Raw genomic sequence first — 17,396 nt, forward strand, 5'->3', positions numbered from 1 at the left:
TACAAAAGGCAAAAAAACAGGGCAAACAGGTGGGAAAGCAAAAGAAAACTGAAAGAAGAATGTTGCCTGTACGCTTAAGAAAGAGGGGACAAGCATGCAAAAACTGTTTTTCGTAGACGTTTGCAACACCCTGGCAAACATCATAGAACAGCTTAACATCAGGGGCTACCGGACAGACATCTATCCCTGTCCGGCCCCTCCCGAAACATATACGGAAGAGCTTTTTAGATCCGCCAGACCTATCTGGCCGGTGATAGACTGGGTGAAAGAGTTGCCGGAGCAGGGGTATTCTCTTGTATATCTCACCGCCCGTCCTTCAAGATTTCGGGCAGTAACTCAAGAATGGCTGGATGAATACGGGCTGCCCAAAGCTCCACTTTTGCACACTAACGGTCGTTCAAAAGGAGAAGTTGCAAAAATCTTTTCTCTGAACCCGAAGGTTCAAATAGCCGGAGCATTGGAAGATAGCCCGCAGGAGATCAGGGGTTACATACAGGCTGTGCCGGGAATCAGGTTGTATGTTCCGGAATGGGAATACAACGCCCATTTATCCGGCGATGGCATAAACTTCCTGGCGTTAAGGCAACGGACGGCCTGAGTCTTATAACCGATAAAAAGGAGGGATTAATTTGAGTAAACAGCTCATCAAGGAAATTAACCAATACTGCAAGTTATTCAGATGTGAGGAATCGGGGATTGCGTGGGTAGAAAACGAAAGCACCGGTAACGGCCATTCCTGCCATCCGAATATACACGTTACAGGTAGCGTGGCTGGAATGAAAAAGCTGGGTTACTGGGGCAAAACGGATCGCACGGTTAAAGCACACGGATATATCTACAACATCGATAAACTGGTTGTAGACGACGAACTCGACAAAATTGCCCAGCAGTATTGCCGGTGTGGAGGAAAACATTAAACCAAAAAAGGGCCTAACGGGCCTTTTTTTAGGCAAAGAACAGTTTAAACTGTATACTTGCAAAACAACAAAGGAGGTAATAATATAAAAGAAAGTATAAATAAGCAAATAAGGAAAAAGAAAATGTCTAAAGAAGAAAAAGTTAATGAATGGCTTATGATAACAGAAGAAGATTTAGATGTAGCGGTGCTATGTTTTAAAGGCTCAAAATATTTGCATTGTGCCTATATGTGCCAGCAGGCAGTAGAAAAAGCATTAAAAGCATTAATAACTGCTAACGGCCAAGTTCCAAGCCCGATACATGATCTTTATGCTTTAGCCGAAGATGCCGAGATTGATGATGCTTTAACCACTGAACAGAAATTTTTTCTTAGAGCATTAACAACCTATGCAATTGCAGCCAGATACCCAGAAAGGAAAAAGAAGTTATACTCTTTGTGTAAACAAGAAGAAGCAGAAAAATTACTGAGGTTAGCCGAGGTGTTTGTGTCATGGATAAAAGAAAAAATAAACGAAAAATTGCTTCAAGAGAAACGATCATTAGAAAACTGAAAGAAGCGACTGCGTCCTTAGAAAAAGAAATAAAAATAGATAAAGTGTATCTCTTTGGTTCCTACGCAAATGGGAACCCTAGAGATTACAGCGATGTAGACGTTGCAGTAATATCACCGGATTTTGGCAAAAACTTCATCAACGAAACTGTGTTCTTGATGGAATTTTTCCATAAGACAGGGTTAATAGTGGAACCCCACGTCTATACAAGAGATGAGTACAAAGAGGCTATCGAAGGCACTTTTTTGTACGATGAGGTGATACAAAAAGGAATAACTATATAACAACACACCGGAATTGTTGGTATATAGGAAAGTGACGACTCCTCGGACTTCAGTCCGGGGAGTCGTCACAATCTAATTACAGATGAATAAGCTATAAATGAGAGATTATTTGAGGGCGGAACAGCCAGCCGCCGCACCCTTGTGGTCTGTAAAGAGATGCAGATTGGCACCTGCCAAATAATCTCCGCAAAAAAAGTTCCACTTTATGTCGAACTTTTTCGTTTTATAAGCCTTGGAGGTTTTATTTTTTTTATCTCAATCTTCCCAAAAACATCTGTTTTTGGCACTTGCCCCTGCAGTATGCCGTTTTATGCCGAAAAGCCTTGTATTTATGGTGCCAAAAATATTACCAAAAACAAAGCATCAATATTGTGTTCGTATAATGTTTTTGGTACAGTATAATCAAGGAGGCGAAAAAAATGCTTTTTGGATATGCAAGAGTATCCACAAAAGACCAAAACCTGGACTTGCAGATTGATGCTTTGAAGGCGGCCGGTGTTGACGAACGCAATATTTTCACAGATAAAGTGAGCGGGACCACAAAAGAACGCCCTCAGTTCCAAAAACTCCTTGAAATTCTGAGGGCGGGGGATACCCTTGTCGTTTATGGTTTGGATCGGGCCGGGCGATCTTTGCGGCATTTGGTGGAACTTATGGAGGAACTGCGGGTGAGAGGCATCGAATTCGTAAGCCTGAGAGAAAACATAGACACTACTTCAGCCACAGGCAAACTCATATTCGGGATATTTGCAGCCCTTGCCGAATTCGAGAGGGATCTAATTGTCGAACGGATAAGAGCCGGGCTGACTGCAGCAAGGGCCAGGGGCAGGAAAGGCGGAAGGCCGAAAAAGGATAAAAAGAAAATTGAACTGGCGTTAAAAATGTATAGCCAAAAAACGTACACCATCAAAGAAATAGCTACTGCAACAGGTGTCAGCAAAACGACACTATACAGGTATCTGAAAAACTGAATTCTCAAAAAAAACATTTACACATCTTGAAAAGACTAGTAAAATATAAGTAGATTAATAGTTTGTACCGCACACCACCTCCTTTTTGGTTGTGGAGAGCGGGTTAGAGAAAATCCCGTAGCCCATTTTGCTGCGGGACATTGAGCCGCACACCGTGTTCGTATTTGCGATTTACGGAAAGCGGCAAAAAAAATTGCAGGCATAAGCCTGCAAAAAGAAAGGTATTTTAAAAGGCCATTTTATGCCTAGTTTTTTAGGTATGGGGTGGCCTTTTGTATTTTTTAAAAAAAGGAGGTGAAGCCCCGGCAGTTTTATGCCGGGGCGTAATATGAAAAATTTAAAAGCAATTTTAAGTACCACCGTCCTTCCTCTGGACGGGGTGTACTGTGTGGAAACCCTTCCGCACGGTGAAATTCCAAATTTGTCCGGGGTGCCGCATTACATAGGCCATCCCGACACAAAGGAAATAGTGGAGGGGCTGGGAGCAGTCCCGGCTCCGACGAAGCTGTTCACCGGCTTAGATGTTGGGGAGCAGGCCATCTGCTTCCCCATCCAGCAGGGGAAAAGCAACCGGGCGGTGGACGGATTCACGTCTCCGCACCAAAACGTCAGTCTGGGCGATCTCCAGATCCGGGTCATCACCCGGCTGGAGTAAAAGAAAAAAAGGAGGTGAAGCCCCGGTTTATGCCGGGGCAAAAGAATGATAAACAATATTTTAAAAAAAGCGGCGTATCTCGTCGCCGCTATTCCGGTTACTGACCGCAATGCCGCAGTATTGCGGTCAGTAAAAAAGGAACTTGACACTACCCTTCCCAAGGGATGGGAAGGTAGTGTTAACTCAAATAGTGTTGCCGCATTTACCCGGCAAATGCCGGCAACCGAACCCGTATGGGTTCGGAGAAAGGTAATTTTCCTTGATAGCGACTTCGCTATCAAGGAAACCGGGTACTGGAAATACCCGGATGGGTGCTGCATCTGGTGCGGCACCGATCTGGGCACAGCCACAGGCGAGGATTGTCCCACCTGTGGCGGAAACTAAAATAATCCCGGTCTTGGCCAATTCATAACTTGGTTGAGACCGGGGGAAACAAAAAAGGGGCACGGGGGTCCGCAAGGTGCAGTCCCGTGCAGGCCGGGGCCAAGGCAAGAGAGGTTTATGCCATCTCTTGCCTTGCCACGCTAAAGGGCAGGTGCCCCAAAAAATACACTGCCGCCAGTCAGGCGATACTGGCCGGCAGCGAGTGCTGCCGGGGCGGGTGGAAACCGCCCAGAAAGGAGAAAAATATGAAAATGGCAAAAGTTTTCTACCTTCTCGACGAAGGGGGTAGAAAAAGGTCTCTCCTTGCCGGAGGCGACGGCAAGGAATTACAAACTCTGGAGTGCGAGTGCACTCCGGAACTGCTGGAGTTGGCCCGTGTCAACTCCGATGGTGAAGTCGTTTTAGATCTCGCCGGAGAACTGGCCCTGGACCTGGAAATAAAGCCAGGCAAACCAGGGGAAATAACCCCGTTTGGGGTGTATTCCCCAGAACCTCCCAAAATTAAGGAGGTTCACCAAAAATGGAGCGGGAAATACCATTTTTCCGCTCCGCAAACCCCAGGTGAATTGATCGCCTGGGAAAAGGCCAGACGGGAAAAAGTTGCCGCCCGACTGGCGGAGCTACAGCCGGAATATGACCGGCTGAGAGCTGAGTACGAGGCCGACATGGCCTTGTATTTGGCTGAAAAAGAAAGACGTGCCGCAGAGGAAGCTGCACGTCGCAAAGAGACAGAGGAAAAGGCTGCCGCTGAGAAAAAAGCGGCAGCAGAGGAAAAAGCAGCGTGGGTACAAGCCCACGGCAGCGACTTCCTTAAGCGGGTGCATGCCCTCGGTTACGACTGCCAGCGGCAGTACGTAACTGAGAGGGCGGAGAAGGAGTTGCCTGACTTCCATGTCGATTTTGACATCGATTTTTCTTGGAAGTCTCGCTCCTGCCCGAGTGAGGAAGCCTTGGAGATGGTTGAGGAACTCATCTCCAAGGGATATAATGCCGAGGTAGTCTGGCTCACAGAGGCCCCTGGTCTCGATGAGCCTTGCGAGGCAGTTGTTGTCCACAACTACCTTGGCAAATATGATTTAATAAGGCTGGTTTAATACCAGCCTTATTTTTAAATAAAAAGGAGGTGAAGCCCCGGTATAGAGTTCCCGGGGCAAAAAAATGAAAATTACGTTTATATACAAATCAGGTGAACAAAAAATCGTGAAAAGCGTTCCTTTATGGCACGCTTTTGAAAAATACGGATTTAATGATGGGGAACTCCCGGGGGCGGACGACGCTATAGAAGAAATTATTAATATTTTAGAGAAACACCTTCCCGAACAAAATTATATCGTTGAGCAGGTATCCACATGTTGTCACAACGATTACATTAACATAATCTACATCGATAAAAATGGCAACGAAATATATTTGGATACTTTGGTTTCCATTGAACACATTAATAAGTACCCAGCTCTTGTAAAAGAGTTGGAAAACTTAGTTATAGAAATAGAGATCTAAAAAAAGAGGTGAAGCCCCGGTTGTTCACAACAGGGGCAAAAAACTGAAAGACAGGTTCACAACCAGCCTTATTATTTTGGAGTTGTCTAGCGGGCCATGCCCGCATTTTTTTTGCCAATTTTTTATTTTTGTGGTAAAAAGGAAAAGGAGAATAAAAAGAAGGTCAGGTGAGCGAAAAAAATGGTACAAAACAAGAAAATCCATATGGCCGTTCATTTAGAATACTACTGCAGAAAGTGCAAAAAAGTCGTATCCGCCAGGGTCCATGAATATGAGCCTGTCAGTTGCTTCGAGGAACTGGACAAACAGTTGGATAGCACTAATCAACCTATCATACCTTTTGCCTGTCCCCAATGTGGCACCGAACAATACCCCGAAGATATTGTCATGTACGACATTACCGACGGCAAGATGACCAGGGTGTTGGTTGACAAAATCGGGAGTTCCAAAATACCGGTTGTAAACGGGGAAGAAACGCCCTACGGAAATGTTATGTCGAAAGAGGAACAGGCCGAGTACGAACGGGGCCTGGCAAAGATAAAAGATCACTTCAAAGAGCACGAGAAAGAGTTTTGGCAAAACTATTGTACCTTTGCTGTTGAAAAATGGCAGGTAGTCCTCAAGGAAATAAATGAAAAGGAGTACCTTGAAGCATATCGTACCCTGGGAGTGCCGTTGCAGCCTTCGACAGCCAACCTCCATGCTTGGCGTAGGGATGCTGAAAAGAGATTTCAGAGCAAAACGGAAAAAGAGATATTTTGGCGTGCAGCCAACCAGTACATTATTCATCATGAATTCTTGTGGACCCCGACCGATTCCTGGCCGATGGATGACTTTATCAGGCTTTATGGCCGGGAAAGGGTAACATATTTAACCTTGCACATACCCCTTCCGGAAGAACTGGAAAAGTACAGAACAATCAAACTGAGCCAGATAATAAAAAAACGCACTGGTGAAACGGGCGTTCTTTTTGAGCGTATAGGCCAATTGGGAAGGGAACTGGAGAAACACAAAAAAAGGGCCGGACAATTAGGCCAAACAGTTTTGGAACTTAGAAAAGAAATAAACAAGCTCCAGGAAGAGTTAGCTCAAACAAAAAGGGAATTGGCAAGAAAACCGGTGGTGGTAGACCGGCAAGCGGAAGATGCGAGGAAAATCAAGGAATTCAAGGGGCTTATCAGAGAGCTCCGGGAAGAAATCGAAAGACTAAGGAACAAACTGCCTCAAGAAGAAAAAGAACACTCATTTGAAGAAGATCAGATGGAAAACAAACAACAGGAAACAGCCCAGCCCGAAACCGATCTTTCGGTTCTTGCGGGGAAAACCGTTCTGATTGTCGGTTGGCCAAACGAGGAAACGAAAGGTGAAAACTGCAAAATTTTCTGGCACGATGGGGACAAAGTGGACATAAAACTGCAAGCCCTGTTAAAAGAGGCAGACATACTTGTCTTTCTCACCAGGTTCGGCTCCCATGCCGCCATGTGGTGGTTGAAGGAGCAAGCAATCGAAGAAAACAAACCTATATATTTCGTAAAGTCAAGGAACGTGCAGAGGATACTCCAGGATATAGCAGAGAAGCAAAAAACGCAATAATTCTGTATAATTTGCAGATTTTTTAAGTACATACATAGAAATTTCAGTCCCTCTTTTTTTGTCCCTCTTTTTTTGTTTGCATAAAAAACCGAATATGGTATAATACAACCATAGAGAATGTAAAAACCGTACACCGTCCTGGCCGACGGCCATTACGGAAAACGGCAATTTCAGTAATAAATTTATATTTTTTTAATTTTATAAAACCGTAACCATGCGGAAAAAAGTATTTAAAAAGCCTATTTTACTTGTATTTTCAGGTAGAATAGGCTTTTTTTGTTGAAAAAAGAAGGGAAAGGAGTAATAAAAAATGACCAAAAGCGAGGCAAAAAGAGCTATTGCCGGTCTTTCCAGCGGGACGCTTGGAAATATAACCGACATAACAAACTACGAAGCCCTGGACCGAGTGTTAGCCGGGATGCTCGACGCCATTGACATCGTTGATGTATCCGAGTGCGAGACATGGGTACACGTGGTAGAAGTATTAAAAAAAGAGGGGTGTTTTTGTGAATCGTGAGCAGTTCTCACTTAAACAACTTAAGTCCGCAATTGCCGCAAACGGCAACATGCGGGAATTTATCAGAAAGGCAGTTGAGGCATACAAACCTCAATTGCCGGAAGAAGGAGGCTCCTGTTTCGAGTGCGGCGGTACTTTAAAAAGGAGCACCTACGATGCGGAGCTTGAGGATATTGGCACCGTCATAAAAAGTATTCCCGCTTATAGATGCAAAGATTGCGGAAGTTTTGAGATGGACCTGGCCGTTGAAGCGGCTATCGGGGAATATTTGGAAACCTTTGTAAGAAAGGGAATCCCAACTCCTCAAGAGATCAACATCGAAGAATTAATTAAGAATTAAAAGGGGGAAGGTTTATGGTCTGTAAAGACCCGGAAGGATGCAAGAAAAAAAGCAAAGAATATTCTCTTGCTTATGCCTGCGAAATAGAAATCGGTGGGCAAGAGGAATTTAATAAGTTAAAAGAAGTCTATGCAACTAAAGGATTAAGTTGCTTAGGCTTCTCAAAACACGCTCAGCAAAGAATGTTAGAGCGTGCTATATCAGAAACAGAGCTCCGAACAATCATATTCGACGGTGATATTATCGAATATCACCAAAACGAATTCGGAACCACAAAAATGGTAGTATGGGGCCACATCCGCATATCAAGTAAGAAATACCGCCCCTTACACATTATTTTAAAAAAACGTGCCAACGACAGCAAATACTCCGTCGTCACCCTTTACGATCCCAGAACTGAGGCGTGGCGATGGGATAAAACCTACACAAAAAGAATATGTTTTTGTGTAGCGACAAAATAAATATACAATATGTTGCTACACAAAACGCAAATAATATGTTATACTCTTACCAGGAGAAAAACTAAAAGGGGGATAAAAACATGGTAAGAGATAACATGCTGAGGGTGAGAATGACCGACGGTGAGATGCTCCTTTTGCACGCCAAGGCTGCCAGGGAAAGGAGCAGCCTGTCCGAAGTGATACGGCGTGCTGTGGTAGAGTACGAACCGATGCTGCCGCCCAAGCCTGGCCTGTGCCCGGAGGAAGATGAGGATGTGCCGATGGAATCCATACTGTACGATGATGTACGGGAACTGGAGGTGGGGGATGAAAAACACACCATAACAATAACAGGAATCCCCGCAGAAAAATGTCCAAAATGCGGCACAATAATCTTTGACCTGGACCTCATGGCCGAACTGGAGAAGGCGGAGCTCCGCATGGTCAATTACTTCACCCGGAAAGGTAAAGAGTGGCCGGAAAAGATCAGCATAGAAGAACTTGCCCGGCTGCTCGACCATTAAAAAACAAAAAAGATACCCGGTCACGCCTGTTGCCGGGTAACAAGCAACAAAAAGGACGAATGGCGAAAGCCGTCGTCCTTTTATTTTTACAAAAAAACAAAAAAGGAGGTGATGACCATGTTGCAAAACATGGTCGCAGTGCAAAATCAAGAAACAAAAGCCCACATCGGGCACCTGTTTTGGTACTCCATCGGAGACGACTTATACAGCCGGTCCCTGCTGGAACAAACGCTCGTTAGAGCGGGCTTATCGTTGAGCTACATGCCCAACGAGATCAGGCCCGTGGATGCTTTCAGGCGGTCCACCAAAGAAGTGGAGACCAGCCGAAACCTGGGCAACGGACTGCAAGAAAACTATATCACCCGGGACGTATACTACGACCCGGCTGTGGCGGTCCGGCACATTGTTAAGGAAACCGTGGACTCCAAGGGCAAGAGGCTGTCATACAACGAAAATGAAGCCATCTTGACCCTGGACAAAAAGGCTGATGCAATCCATTTTTCAGCCGATCCCAACTCCTACGCCTGGAAGCTGTGCGAAGAAGCCGTCCGTCTCTTTGAAGTTTTCAAAGAGCACCACAACGGCCAGGCAGTAAGAGGCATGGTGCAGGCAGTGCTGAAAACCCTGTCGCCGACTCCGGTGCGGCCCTCGGGTGGAGTATACTTCATTCCAGCCGTTCACGACCGGGCTTTATGCCAATTGGTACAGTTTTGCTCCAGTTTTGCCAAGGGCGAGGGCTTCAAAATTCCGGTCGTCAACTCCGAGGAATCCGTCCGGATGGTTGAAACCAAGGTGAAGGATCATCTGGACAGCCTGCTCGGACAATGCAGGCAGGCTTTGCAAGATGGGTCCATCCCCAAGGCAAAGCTGGCGGAGCTGATCAACGAAACCAAAAACGTAGTCGCCGGTTACCGGGACTACGAAGAAATCATCCAAAAATCCAAGCAGGAAATAGACGGACGGATAGAAATTATCCGGGACGCCTTAAGTCTGCTTATGGATAAAGTTAAGGCTGGTGAAAACATGGGGTAAATCTAAAAACTTGCCCATATTCGCCAGAACATAAGGTATACGGAGGCTATCCCGAATATGTTTGTCCTTCCTGCGGAACGGACTGGGTTGTAGTGGGCAATCATGTCCTATACAACCACTTCAACTCTGACGGGATAGTCGTAAAAAAATGGAAAATTCCCCTGGAAGGTAAGGGGAAAATCAGGAAACGGCACTGATTGCCAATTAAAAGTTTATACCCAATTAAAAGTTTATACAAGGAGGTGATGCCCCGGTAAAAACCGGGGCGAGAAAATGATCAATAAAATCAACGAAATCAAAAAATTCCTGGGTTCCATATACCTGGAAAGAGAGCATATCATCCACGGCCTTTTGACCGCCTTTGTCGCCCGCCAGCACGTTTTGCTCGTAGGGCCTCCCGGCACGGCAAAATCCGCACTGGTGGCGGACCTGGCAAAGTGCATAACGGGAACAAACTACTTCCAGTGGCTTTTGACCAGGTTCAGCACGCCGGAGGAACTGTTCGGGCCGGTGTCCTTAAAGGGGCTTGAACAGGACACCTACAAGCGGAACACTCACGGCAAGCTCCCGGAAGCCCATATAGGGTTCGTGGATGAAATTTTCAAGGCCAATTCCGCCATTCTGAACGCCTTATTGACGCTTGCCAACGAGCGTTTGTTTTACAACAACGGCGGCATTGTCCAGTCTCCGTTGTTCTCGCTCGTTGGTGCTTCCAATGAGTGGCCGGAAGAAGGGGAAGGGCTGGAGGCGTTGTTCGACCGGTTCCTGTTCAGGTATGAGGTGGGCAACATCGCCGACGGCAACAACTTCATCCTCATGCTGCAAAGCAACGTTCCTCCTCAGCGTCCTACCATCAGCCTGGAGGAACTGGAGCAGTTGCAGATGCAGGCGGAGATGATGACCACGGTGCATCTGGACGTTCTGGAGGCCCTGCTGGTAATAAGAGATGATTTAAAGGTTGAAGGGGTTCGTCCATCCGACCGCCGGTTCCGGCAGTGTTTGTCCCTTCTGAAAGCGGCGGCAGTCCTGGATGGCAGGGATTTCGTCAAAAGAAAAGACCTCGCTATTCTCTCTGATGTTCTCTGGGTGACTCCGGAAAAGAACGAACGAGAAATAGTGAGAAGGGTAGTAACCGACCTGGCCCTGGACCCCGTGGAAAAAGAACTGGCCCAAATTATGGATGTCACCAACGAATTGATGGTGGAATTGGGGGCTGCTCTTCCCGAAATCAAGAACAGCCAGGGTGCCGACGCTGCCCAAAAAGCCCTTGAGTACAACACGAAACTCAAGGGATTAAAAGAACAGGTTGCTCTCCTGCCGGACAGGGACGACATCAAGGAGTCGAAGCAAAACATATTGCAAAAAATAGATGACTCCATGAAGTTGGTCAAGACGGCCATGTTGGCCGTTTAGTCGGGAGGGGTAGGAGATGGCAAAAAGGAAATACTTTCATAGCTGCCTGAATACCGACAGCTACGACAGGCAGTCTTTCCAACGGCTGATGAACATATCGCCAAAGCTGGATGCCCTTGAAAAAAGGGGCGACATAATTTTTCCCGGTTTTGTGAATCTCATGGGGGACCAGTGGTCTTGTTTATACAAGGCCACTCCCCGACTTCTGCCGGAGACGGAAATAAGCGAAACTGCCCTTTACCACAAACCTCTGATCAAAAAACTCATGGAATCGGAGGAATATGGGAAATTAAGGGAAACGACGGTACTCGATGATTTTTCCTCGGTGCTTGGCACGATGATAACGAGCGAAAAAATCATTGAGTATATAGAAAACAGAAAAAAAATAGATGAGGAGCTGAAAGAAAAACTGAAACAGCAGAAAGAACTCCAGCAACGACTGGAAAAGCTCCAAAACTCCATGCAAAACAACAAAAAAGGGCCAACCCAAAAACAAAAAGAGAAAGAAAAGGCCCTGCAAAACGAGCTTAATAATCTCTCTCAGCAGGTGACGCAATCTCTTGCGGATGGGCTGCCTGTCAATCAAATATTGTCCCAGGCGGCACAGGAGACTAAGGAAACAAAAGACAGCATGGAAGAACTGCTGTCCGGTTCGCAGCCGGGTTCAGGCCATATGGAAATGCAGAAAATACCACTCCGCAATCAACTTGAACTTGCGATGCAGTTGAAACAATATCCCAAGATCAAGAAAGTTGCGGAATGGGCGGGACGGTTCAAGCGTATAGCCCGGAAAAAACAAAAATCCAAGAATGTTTTTTCCGTGGAGCGGCAAGGCATATCGTTGGGCAGTGATCCCGAACTGCTCTTGCCGACAGAACTGGCCCAGTTGAAAAATCCGGCCACCAGGCTTGATTTTTACCGGCGGTTTGCGGAAAAACAGACCTTGCAGTACACGCCGTTAGGAAAAGAGCAGGCCGGGAAGGGCCCGATTGTTTTGTGCCTGGACCAGTCGGGCAGCATGAATCGTTTAAAGGAACAGGCGGCGGGCTTTGCATTAGCCATAGCTATGATAGCTAGGGCCCAAAGGAGGGATTTTGCCTATATAACCTTTGACAGCAGCATTGGTGAGGTTTTTACCTTCCCCAAAGGCAAAATCTCGACAGAAGCCATCGTAGAGATGGCTACAAGTTTTCTGGGAGGCGGAACAAATTTTGAAAAACCCCTCTCAGAAGCAATAAAAATCATACAGAAAACCGCCCGGTTCAAAAATGCTGATATAATCTTTGTCACGGACGGAGAGGCGGAAATCGGCGAAGACTTTTTGCGGAACTACAAACTTCAAAAAGAGCGGCTGAAATTCCAGTGCATGGGTTGTATCCTGGGCAATGGGTCCTCGTACATAAACAATCATCTTGCTAAAGTAACAGACGAACTGTTTTACGCCCAGGACCTCATAGAAGCAGCCGAAAACAGCAGTATTTTTAAGATATAGCCCCCAAAAGGGGCTTTTTTCTTTTTGTAAAGTGTGCTATATTTAAGCCATGGATAAGTTTTAATGCTTAACCGCCCGGTGCAACCGTTGCGGAAGAAGCCGTTTTATGAGTTTATTTTTGTTTATAAAAATCCATGTGTGGGAAAGGAAGAATTTTAAAAGCCTATTTTATCCAAAAAAGGGTAAAATAGGCTTTTTTGTTTGCTTTAAACGCCCAAGCCAACGGGCGTTTAAAATAAAAATTTTAAAAAGGAGGTGAAGCCCGGCATAAACCGGGGCGGCAAAATGATGAAAACAACACTAATACAAATATACGCTTTTCATAATGGCGTATGATAAAATAAGAGGAGATAAAAAAGTGAAACGGCGGGAATTAATAAAAATACTTGTCCAAAATGGTTGGTATCTTGCCCGGCATGGTTCTAGCCATGATATATATACAAACGGAGCAAAATCTCAACCTGTTCCAAGACATAATGAGATAAACGAAGTCACGGCTAAAAATATATTAAAAAGAGCAGGAATAAAAATAATCTGAAAGAGAGAGAGGCGGCGAAATAAATGAAAATTGCTTATCCTGTAATTTTAACGCCCGTAGAAGGAATGTACGCCGTAACGGTTCCTGATCTAAACATATATACTCAAGGCAAAGATATTACCGAAGCTATATTAATGGCTCAAGACGCCATTAATATGTGGATTTGTTTTGAACAGGACGAGGGAAGATTTATTCCCAAACCGGGTAAATTAGCAGATTTAGAAATTAAACCGGGCGAGATCAAAACTCTTGTAAATATCGAGGTTGGTGATTTTATACCCGCATTTCCCGTAATTAATAATTAAACGAGACGGCATAGATTACGAGAACCCTAACATGGAAAAAAAAGTATTTTAAAAAGCCCATTTTATTCGAGAAAGAAGGATATAGTGGGCTTTTTTGTTTGCTTTAAACGCCCAAGCCAACGGGCGTTTAAAATAAAAATTTTAAAAAGGAGGTGAAGCCCCGGGTATTTCCCGGGGCAAAAAATGATGAAAACCACATTGGAATTAAAGGGAAGGATTGCAGGAAAAGAGCATGTTTGTATAACTGAGTTTTCCTGCGATCCGGAAATGGTGTTCAAAGAGAACACTCTGGAAGGCATTTTCCAACAAAGTACAGGTTTTATGCCCGAAATTCTGGAGGTGAAAAACATCCGGGTGGAAAGGCACGTCAACCTGTCCAAAAAAAGGGCTGTGGGCACCGGCTTCGATACCAACGATAGAAAAGTTGCTATCGAAGAAGGCAAAAAACTTAAAGCAAAAACGGCCCAAGAAATCGTGGAAGAATTTCTGGAAACCCTTCCAAATCCGGACGATATTTTTAAAATGGTTGTTTTTTCTTTAGCAAAAGGGGATACGGAAAAAGCAATGGCCTTGACTAAAACATTTGAGGTTGCTGCGTCGCTGCTTTTTTCGGAAAATGACGCTGAGACAGCGGCAAAAAACATGCTCAGAGCTGCCTCTGAGCTTGCACAGAAAATAGCAAAAAAAAATAACACGCCGCTGAATTAAGGGGCGGGAAACCGCCTCTTAAATTTCAAGCAATGACGTATAACAAAGAAAATGTGAAAGAGAAGAAAGTGAGGCGAAAAACGATGTTTGAATCGAAAACCCCAAACGTTGAGTTTAGGGGCAAAAGAAAAGATGATGGCAAGTGGATTTATGGATATTACGTTGAAGATAGAGAAGGGCCATCAATTCTCTATCGTCACCCCGATGGAAGTCTTGACCGTAAGAAAGTTATCCCCAAAACAGCAGGGCAATATGTCGGAATTAAAGACCGGCATAAAAAGAAGGTATATACGGGGGATATTCTTAAGGTCTACGACAGTTTTCTAGCCATTGTTGAAAATCATTACGCTCTACAACTAGGAGGGAGCGTAAAAGATTTTCGCATTTCCTTTGATACAATGGCTGAAATTGAAGAATTTGAAATTGTCGGCAACGTCCACGAAAATCCAGAACTATTGAGTACTGGACGTTGGTAGACAAATTTCTTTTCTTTTCTTCTTAAAGAAAGAAAATGCAAACAGGTCGCTTTAACAAGGCGGCCTGTTCTTATTACAAACGAGCGTTTATTTTTGCAAAAAAAGGGAGGTATTTTTATGCTGCAAAGCATCATTTCATATCCAGACAGGGGAAAATGGGGCAATTCCCGATACAGAGGGAACTGCTCAGGATACGTCAGAAAAAAATAACACACTGAATAGGGGCGGGGAAACCGCCCCTTAATAAAAAAGGAGTGTTAATATGCTTATTCGTCTTGCCGCACCTTGTACCCATGAAAGCGTTGTCGACGGTACGGGGCTGAGGATGGTGGTCTGGACCCAGGGCTGTCCTCACGATTGCAAAGGATGCCATAATCCTCAAACGCACGATATTAACGGCGGTTTTTGGGTCCCGGTAAAAAGGATCATCCGGGAGTTTTGTTCTAACGAGCGTTTGTTCAGGATGTACCACGGTATTACTATATCTGGCGGGGAACCGTTTCTCCAGCCCGAAGCCTGTGCGGAAATAGCCAAGAAAATCAAGAACTTCGGAAAGTCCGTATGGGTATATACAGGGTATACCATAGAACAACTCCTGGCTGCCAAAAGAGAGGATTGGCTTGAGCTTTTGCAGTATACTGACGTTCTGGTTGACGGGCCTTTTATTCAAGAAAAACGCAGTTTGGACCTGGCTTTCCGGGGCTCAAGCAACCAGAGGATCATACCAAAACAAGAATTTGCAAAATATGCAAGAAAAACTGCCTGAAAAAAGGGGGATAGGTATAATGCTAGGGAAAATAAAAAGTATTGAAGAAGTTTTCGATCTTAGAGTCAATCCTGAATGTTCTATGGACGGCTATAAAGTTGAAACCGAAAAACATATTTTTTACATACTAATAGATAATAAGCAATCTTGCAGTGAAAGTTGGGGTTATCTATCCAGCGAAGATAATTTGAATAATTTTATTGGGGCCAACCTGATCGAAATTAAATTAACAGATAAAGCATTAAATCAGTCTGTTGTAGACAACTCTGGTTACTACGAAGATAATGGAGGAATACAGTTTGTTGATTTTATTACTGATCAGGGTATTTTTCAGTTAGCAGTATACAATGCCCACAATGGATATTATGGGCATGGAATTTTAGTTACAAAAGATAATGAAGTTTTAATGAAAGTTAATTTGTAAAAATAGTGAAGGGGTATTTTAAAAGGAGTGATGGATGATGGTAATGAAAGAAAAGGAAGCAATTGCCAGCTTAAAAAATATCATAGAGTACTGGACATATAGACCAACAGAGGTTGAAGCCGCAAAAGCGGCTATCAAGGCACTAGAGAAGCAAATACCGCAAAAAGTCCTTGAGTTGCATGGTGATGGGGGTTTTTGCCCCGTTTGCCATATGCACAACCTAGACGTTTTTAAATATTGCACTAGATGCGGTCAAAAATTAGAGTGGGAATAAATAAGGGATAAAAAAACATTGGATACTGCCAAGATACTTTTGTGCTGCTTCATGGTTTTACAAAAAAAAAACCGAAAAGACGCCCAAAGAGAGCCTGAGCGGACACTGCGTTATGGTAAAATATAACCAAGTAACCAAGATGGTAAAGAAATTGCATATTTGATTAGGAGGCGAATATAATATGTCTATACAATTATCAAAAGATGGATTGATAGATATGGAATCTCGGATAATCAAGGTATCATCTAAAAAACAAATAACAATACCCCAGGTATTTTATGAAAAATTAGGTTTAGGACGGGAAGTAGAATGTATCTTAAAGGGCGACGAGTTAATTATTAGGAGACATGATAAAGCAAACGACGATTACTCCGACCTAATTCTGCAAGACCTAGTCAATCAGGGCTACGCAGGTGATGAGTTAGTGAAAGAATTTCGTAAGATGAAAGCCAGGATAAGAATAGCTGCTCAAGAATTAATAGACGATGCCGTTTCTTTGGCCAAGAAAGATACTCGAGATCGTGATGCCGTGCATAAAGAAATTTTTTCTGATGTGGATTAACTAATATGTTGCCAGTACAATATTTGCCTCAAGCAGAGAAATATCTTAAAAAGATTCGTGACCCACAACTTAAACGCCGGTTTAAAGAAGCTATTGACAATATCAGAAAAAATCCACAAGTTGGAAAGGCGAAAAAATATGATCTAGCTGGCATTATGGGCTATGACATATATTATAAAAACACCAATTATGAAATTGCATACAAAGTAGTAGAGATCGAGGGGAAAACAGTATTAATCATCCTGGCTGGAACTAGGGAAAACTTTTATGATGAATTAAAAAAATATTTAAAAAAACAAAGATAGAAGCAATAATTGAATCGAAAGACTTAATAAGGCTATTCCTAAAGATAAATATAAATTTCCTAATTCCCTGTAATAATTAAACGAGACAACACAGGTTACTTTGTAATTTCTTGTCCAATCCTTGAGGGATGCTACACTAAGGGAAAACGATAAGCGAAGCAATAGAAAATATCAAAGAGGCAATTTTTCTTTGCCTGAAAGATAAGAACAGGTCGCTTTAACAAGGCGGCCTGTTCTTATTACAAACGAGCGTTTGTTGGCAAAACCAAAAAGGCAGCAAACAACCCTCATTGGAAAGAAAAAGTGCGGCAGGTTTTGCAATTGTAATTGCATAAGGATTTTGAGCCAGTGGGGCGGGGAATCTGGAAAGCTGCCTAAAAAGAAAAGAAAAAGATGAGCAAAACAGAGTAGACCGTCAGGAAAC

General features: G+C 44.0%; 26 protein-coding genes. All 26 read left to right on the top strand.

All coding sequences use genetic code 11. The features are described from left to right. Window positions 1-94: 94 nt before the first annotated feature. The 26 genes from BR63_RS03370 to BR63_RS03495 all read left to right on the top strand — a co-directional run bounded on the left by BR63_RS03370 (window position 95) and on the right by BR63_RS03495 (window position 16,972). Complete coding sequence (locus tag BR63_RS03370) at window positions 95-598, top strand: LNS2 domain-containing protein (RefSeq protein WP_034423076.1); 504 nt, start codon at window positions 95-97, stop codon at window positions 596-598. 31 nt (window positions 599-629) lie between these two features. Next, window positions 630-917: a hypothetical protein gene (locus BR63_RS03375; RefSeq protein ID WP_034423078.1), complete on the top strand. Its 288-nt coding sequence runs from the start codon at window positions 630-632 to the stop codon at window positions 915-917. A 123-nt stretch (window positions 918-1,040) separates the two neighbouring features. Continuing rightward, a complete protein-coding gene (locus BR63_RS03380; protein ID WP_051965862.1) occupies window positions 1,041-1,469 on the top strand; it encodes a HEPN domain-containing protein in 429 nt (142 codons plus the stop codon). Then, complete coding sequence (locus tag BR63_RS03385; RefSeq protein WP_081908193.1) at window positions 1,409-1,753, top strand: nucleotidyltransferase domain-containing protein; 345 nt, start codon at window positions 1,409-1,411, stop codon at window positions 1,751-1,753. Before BR63_RS03380 ends, BR63_RS03385 begins: the two co-directional genes overlap by 61 nt. A 419-nt stretch (window positions 1,754-2,172) precedes the next feature. Then, entirely contained in the window at window positions 2,173-2,724 is a 552-nt protein-coding gene (locus tag BR63_RS03390; protein WP_034423079.1) for a recombinase family protein, read from the top strand. Between the two features lie 328 nt (window positions 2,725-3,052). Continuing rightward, on the top strand, window positions 3,053-3,379 hold the full coding sequence (locus tag BR63_RS03395; protein ID WP_034423083.1) for a hypothetical protein: 327 nt from the start codon (window positions 3,053-3,055) through the stop codon (window positions 3,377-3,379). Window positions 3,380-3,424: 45 nt separating this feature from the next. After that, on the top strand, window positions 3,425-3,763 hold the full coding sequence (locus BR63_RS03400; RefSeq protein ID WP_034423085.1) for a hypothetical protein: 339 nt from the start codon (window positions 3,425-3,427) through the stop codon (window positions 3,761-3,763). Window positions 3,764-3,849: 86 nt separating this feature from the next. Next, window positions 3,850-4,857, top strand: a complete 1,008-nt coding sequence (locus BR63_RS03405) for a hypothetical protein (protein WP_051965863.1) — start codon at window positions 3,850-3,852, stop codon at window positions 4,855-4,857. Window positions 4,858-4,963: 106 nt separating this feature from the next. Continuing rightward, window positions 4,964-5,263 (top strand): hypothetical protein, encoded by a 300-nt coding sequence (locus BR63_RS03410; RefSeq protein ID WP_153802104.1) that lies wholly within the window; start codon window positions 4,964-4,966, stop codon window positions 5,261-5,263. A 180-nt stretch (window positions 5,264-5,443) separates the two neighbouring features. Continuing rightward, window positions 5,444-6,856, top strand: coding sequence for a DUF2325 domain-containing protein (locus BR63_RS03415; protein ID WP_034423089.1), 1,413 nt, complete (start codon window positions 5,444-5,446; stop codon window positions 6,854-6,856). 310 nt (window positions 6,857-7,166) lie between these two features. Continuing rightward, complete coding sequence (locus tag BR63_RS03420) at window positions 7,167-7,373, top strand: hypothetical protein (RefSeq protein WP_034423091.1); 207 nt, start codon at window positions 7,167-7,169, stop codon at window positions 7,371-7,373. Continuing rightward, a complete protein-coding gene (locus BR63_RS03425; RefSeq protein WP_034423094.1) occupies window positions 7,363-7,713 on the top strand; it encodes a hypothetical protein in 351 nt (116 codons plus the stop codon). Before BR63_RS03420 ends, BR63_RS03425 begins: the two co-directional genes overlap by 11 nt. A gap of 14 nt (window positions 7,714-7,727) precedes the next feature. Continuing rightward, on the top strand, window positions 7,728-8,174 hold the full coding sequence (locus tag BR63_RS03430) for a DUF4258 domain-containing protein (protein WP_034423096.1): 447 nt from the start codon (window positions 7,728-7,730) through the stop codon (window positions 8,172-8,174). Window positions 8,175-8,254: 80 nt separating this feature from the next. Next, window positions 8,255-8,677 (top strand): YgiT-type zinc finger protein, encoded by a 423-nt coding sequence (locus BR63_RS03435; protein WP_034423098.1) that lies wholly within the window; start codon window positions 8,255-8,257, stop codon window positions 8,675-8,677. Window positions 8,678-8,794: 117 nt separating this feature from the next. Further along, window positions 8,795-9,709, top strand: a complete 915-nt coding sequence (locus BR63_RS03440) for a DUF6744 family protein (protein ID WP_034423100.1) — start codon at window positions 8,795-8,797, stop codon at window positions 9,707-9,709. 273 nt (window positions 9,710-9,982) lie between these two features. Further along, window positions 9,983-11,122, top strand: a complete 1,140-nt coding sequence (locus BR63_RS03445) for an AAA family ATPase (RefSeq protein ID WP_034423102.1) — start codon at window positions 9,983-9,985, stop codon at window positions 11,120-11,122. Window positions 11,123-11,138: 16 nt separating this feature from the next. Further along, window positions 11,139-12,614: a VWA domain-containing protein gene (locus tag BR63_RS03450; protein ID WP_034423104.1), complete on the top strand. Its 1,476-nt coding sequence runs from the start codon at window positions 11,139-11,141 to the stop codon at window positions 12,612-12,614. Between the two features lie 358 nt (window positions 12,615-12,972). After that, window positions 12,973-13,152 carry a type II toxin-antitoxin system HicA family toxin gene (locus BR63_RS03455; RefSeq protein ID WP_187142881.1) on the top strand — a complete coding sequence of 60 codons (180 nt, stop codon included), beginning with the start codon at window positions 12,973-12,975 and terminating at the stop codon, window positions 13,150-13,152. Window positions 13,153-13,175: 23 nt separating this feature from the next. Continuing rightward, window positions 13,176-13,457, top strand: coding sequence for a type II toxin-antitoxin system HicB family antitoxin (locus BR63_RS03460; protein WP_051965864.1), 282 nt, complete (start codon window positions 13,176-13,178; stop codon window positions 13,455-13,457). A gap of 198 nt (window positions 13,458-13,655) precedes the next feature. After that, the gene (locus BR63_RS03465; RefSeq protein ID WP_153802105.1) at window positions 13,656-14,165 is read left to right on the top strand and encodes a hypothetical protein; all 510 of its coding nucleotides are present in this window, start codon (window positions 13,656-13,658) and stop codon (window positions 14,163-14,165) included. Window positions 14,166-14,248: 83 nt separating this feature from the next. Next, window positions 14,249-14,641 carry a YopX family protein gene (locus tag BR63_RS03470; RefSeq protein ID WP_161781887.1) on the top strand — a complete coding sequence of 131 codons (393 nt, stop codon included), beginning with the start codon at window positions 14,249-14,251 and terminating at the stop codon, window positions 14,639-14,641. A gap of 262 nt (window positions 14,642-14,903) precedes the next feature. Next, a complete protein-coding gene (nrdG, locus tag BR63_RS03475; RefSeq protein WP_034423109.1) occupies window positions 14,904-15,407 on the top strand; it encodes an anaerobic ribonucleoside-triphosphate reductase activating protein in 504 nt (167 codons plus the stop codon). Window positions 15,408-15,426: 19 nt separating this feature from the next. Then, window positions 15,427-15,831: a DUF7448 domain-containing protein gene (locus BR63_RS03480; protein ID WP_034423111.1), complete on the top strand. Its 405-nt coding sequence runs from the start codon at window positions 15,427-15,429 to the stop codon at window positions 15,829-15,831. Window positions 15,832-15,865: 34 nt separating this feature from the next. Then, the gene (locus tag BR63_RS03485; protein ID WP_153802106.1) at window positions 15,866-16,105 is read left to right on the top strand and encodes a zinc-ribbon domain-containing protein; all 240 of its coding nucleotides are present in this window, start codon (window positions 15,866-15,868) and stop codon (window positions 16,103-16,105) included. Between the two features lie 217 nt (window positions 16,106-16,322). Continuing rightward, on the top strand, window positions 16,323-16,667 hold the full coding sequence (locus tag BR63_RS03490; protein ID WP_153802107.1) for an AbrB/MazE/SpoVT family DNA-binding domain-containing protein: 345 nt from the start codon (window positions 16,323-16,325) through the stop codon (window positions 16,665-16,667). Between the two features lie 5 nt (window positions 16,668-16,672). Next, window positions 16,673-16,972 carry a type II toxin-antitoxin system RelE/ParE family toxin gene (locus BR63_RS03495; RefSeq protein WP_034423114.1) on the top strand — a complete coding sequence of 100 codons (300 nt, stop codon included), beginning with the start codon at window positions 16,673-16,675 and terminating at the stop codon, window positions 16,970-16,972. The last annotated feature ends 424 nt before the right edge of the window (window positions 16,973-17,396 follow it).

The organism is Thermanaerosceptrum fracticalcis, from assembly GCF_000746025.2.
Taxonomy (GTDB): domain Bacteria; phylum Bacillota; class Peptococcia; order DRI-13; family DRI-13; genus Thermanaerosceptrum; species Thermanaerosceptrum fracticalcis.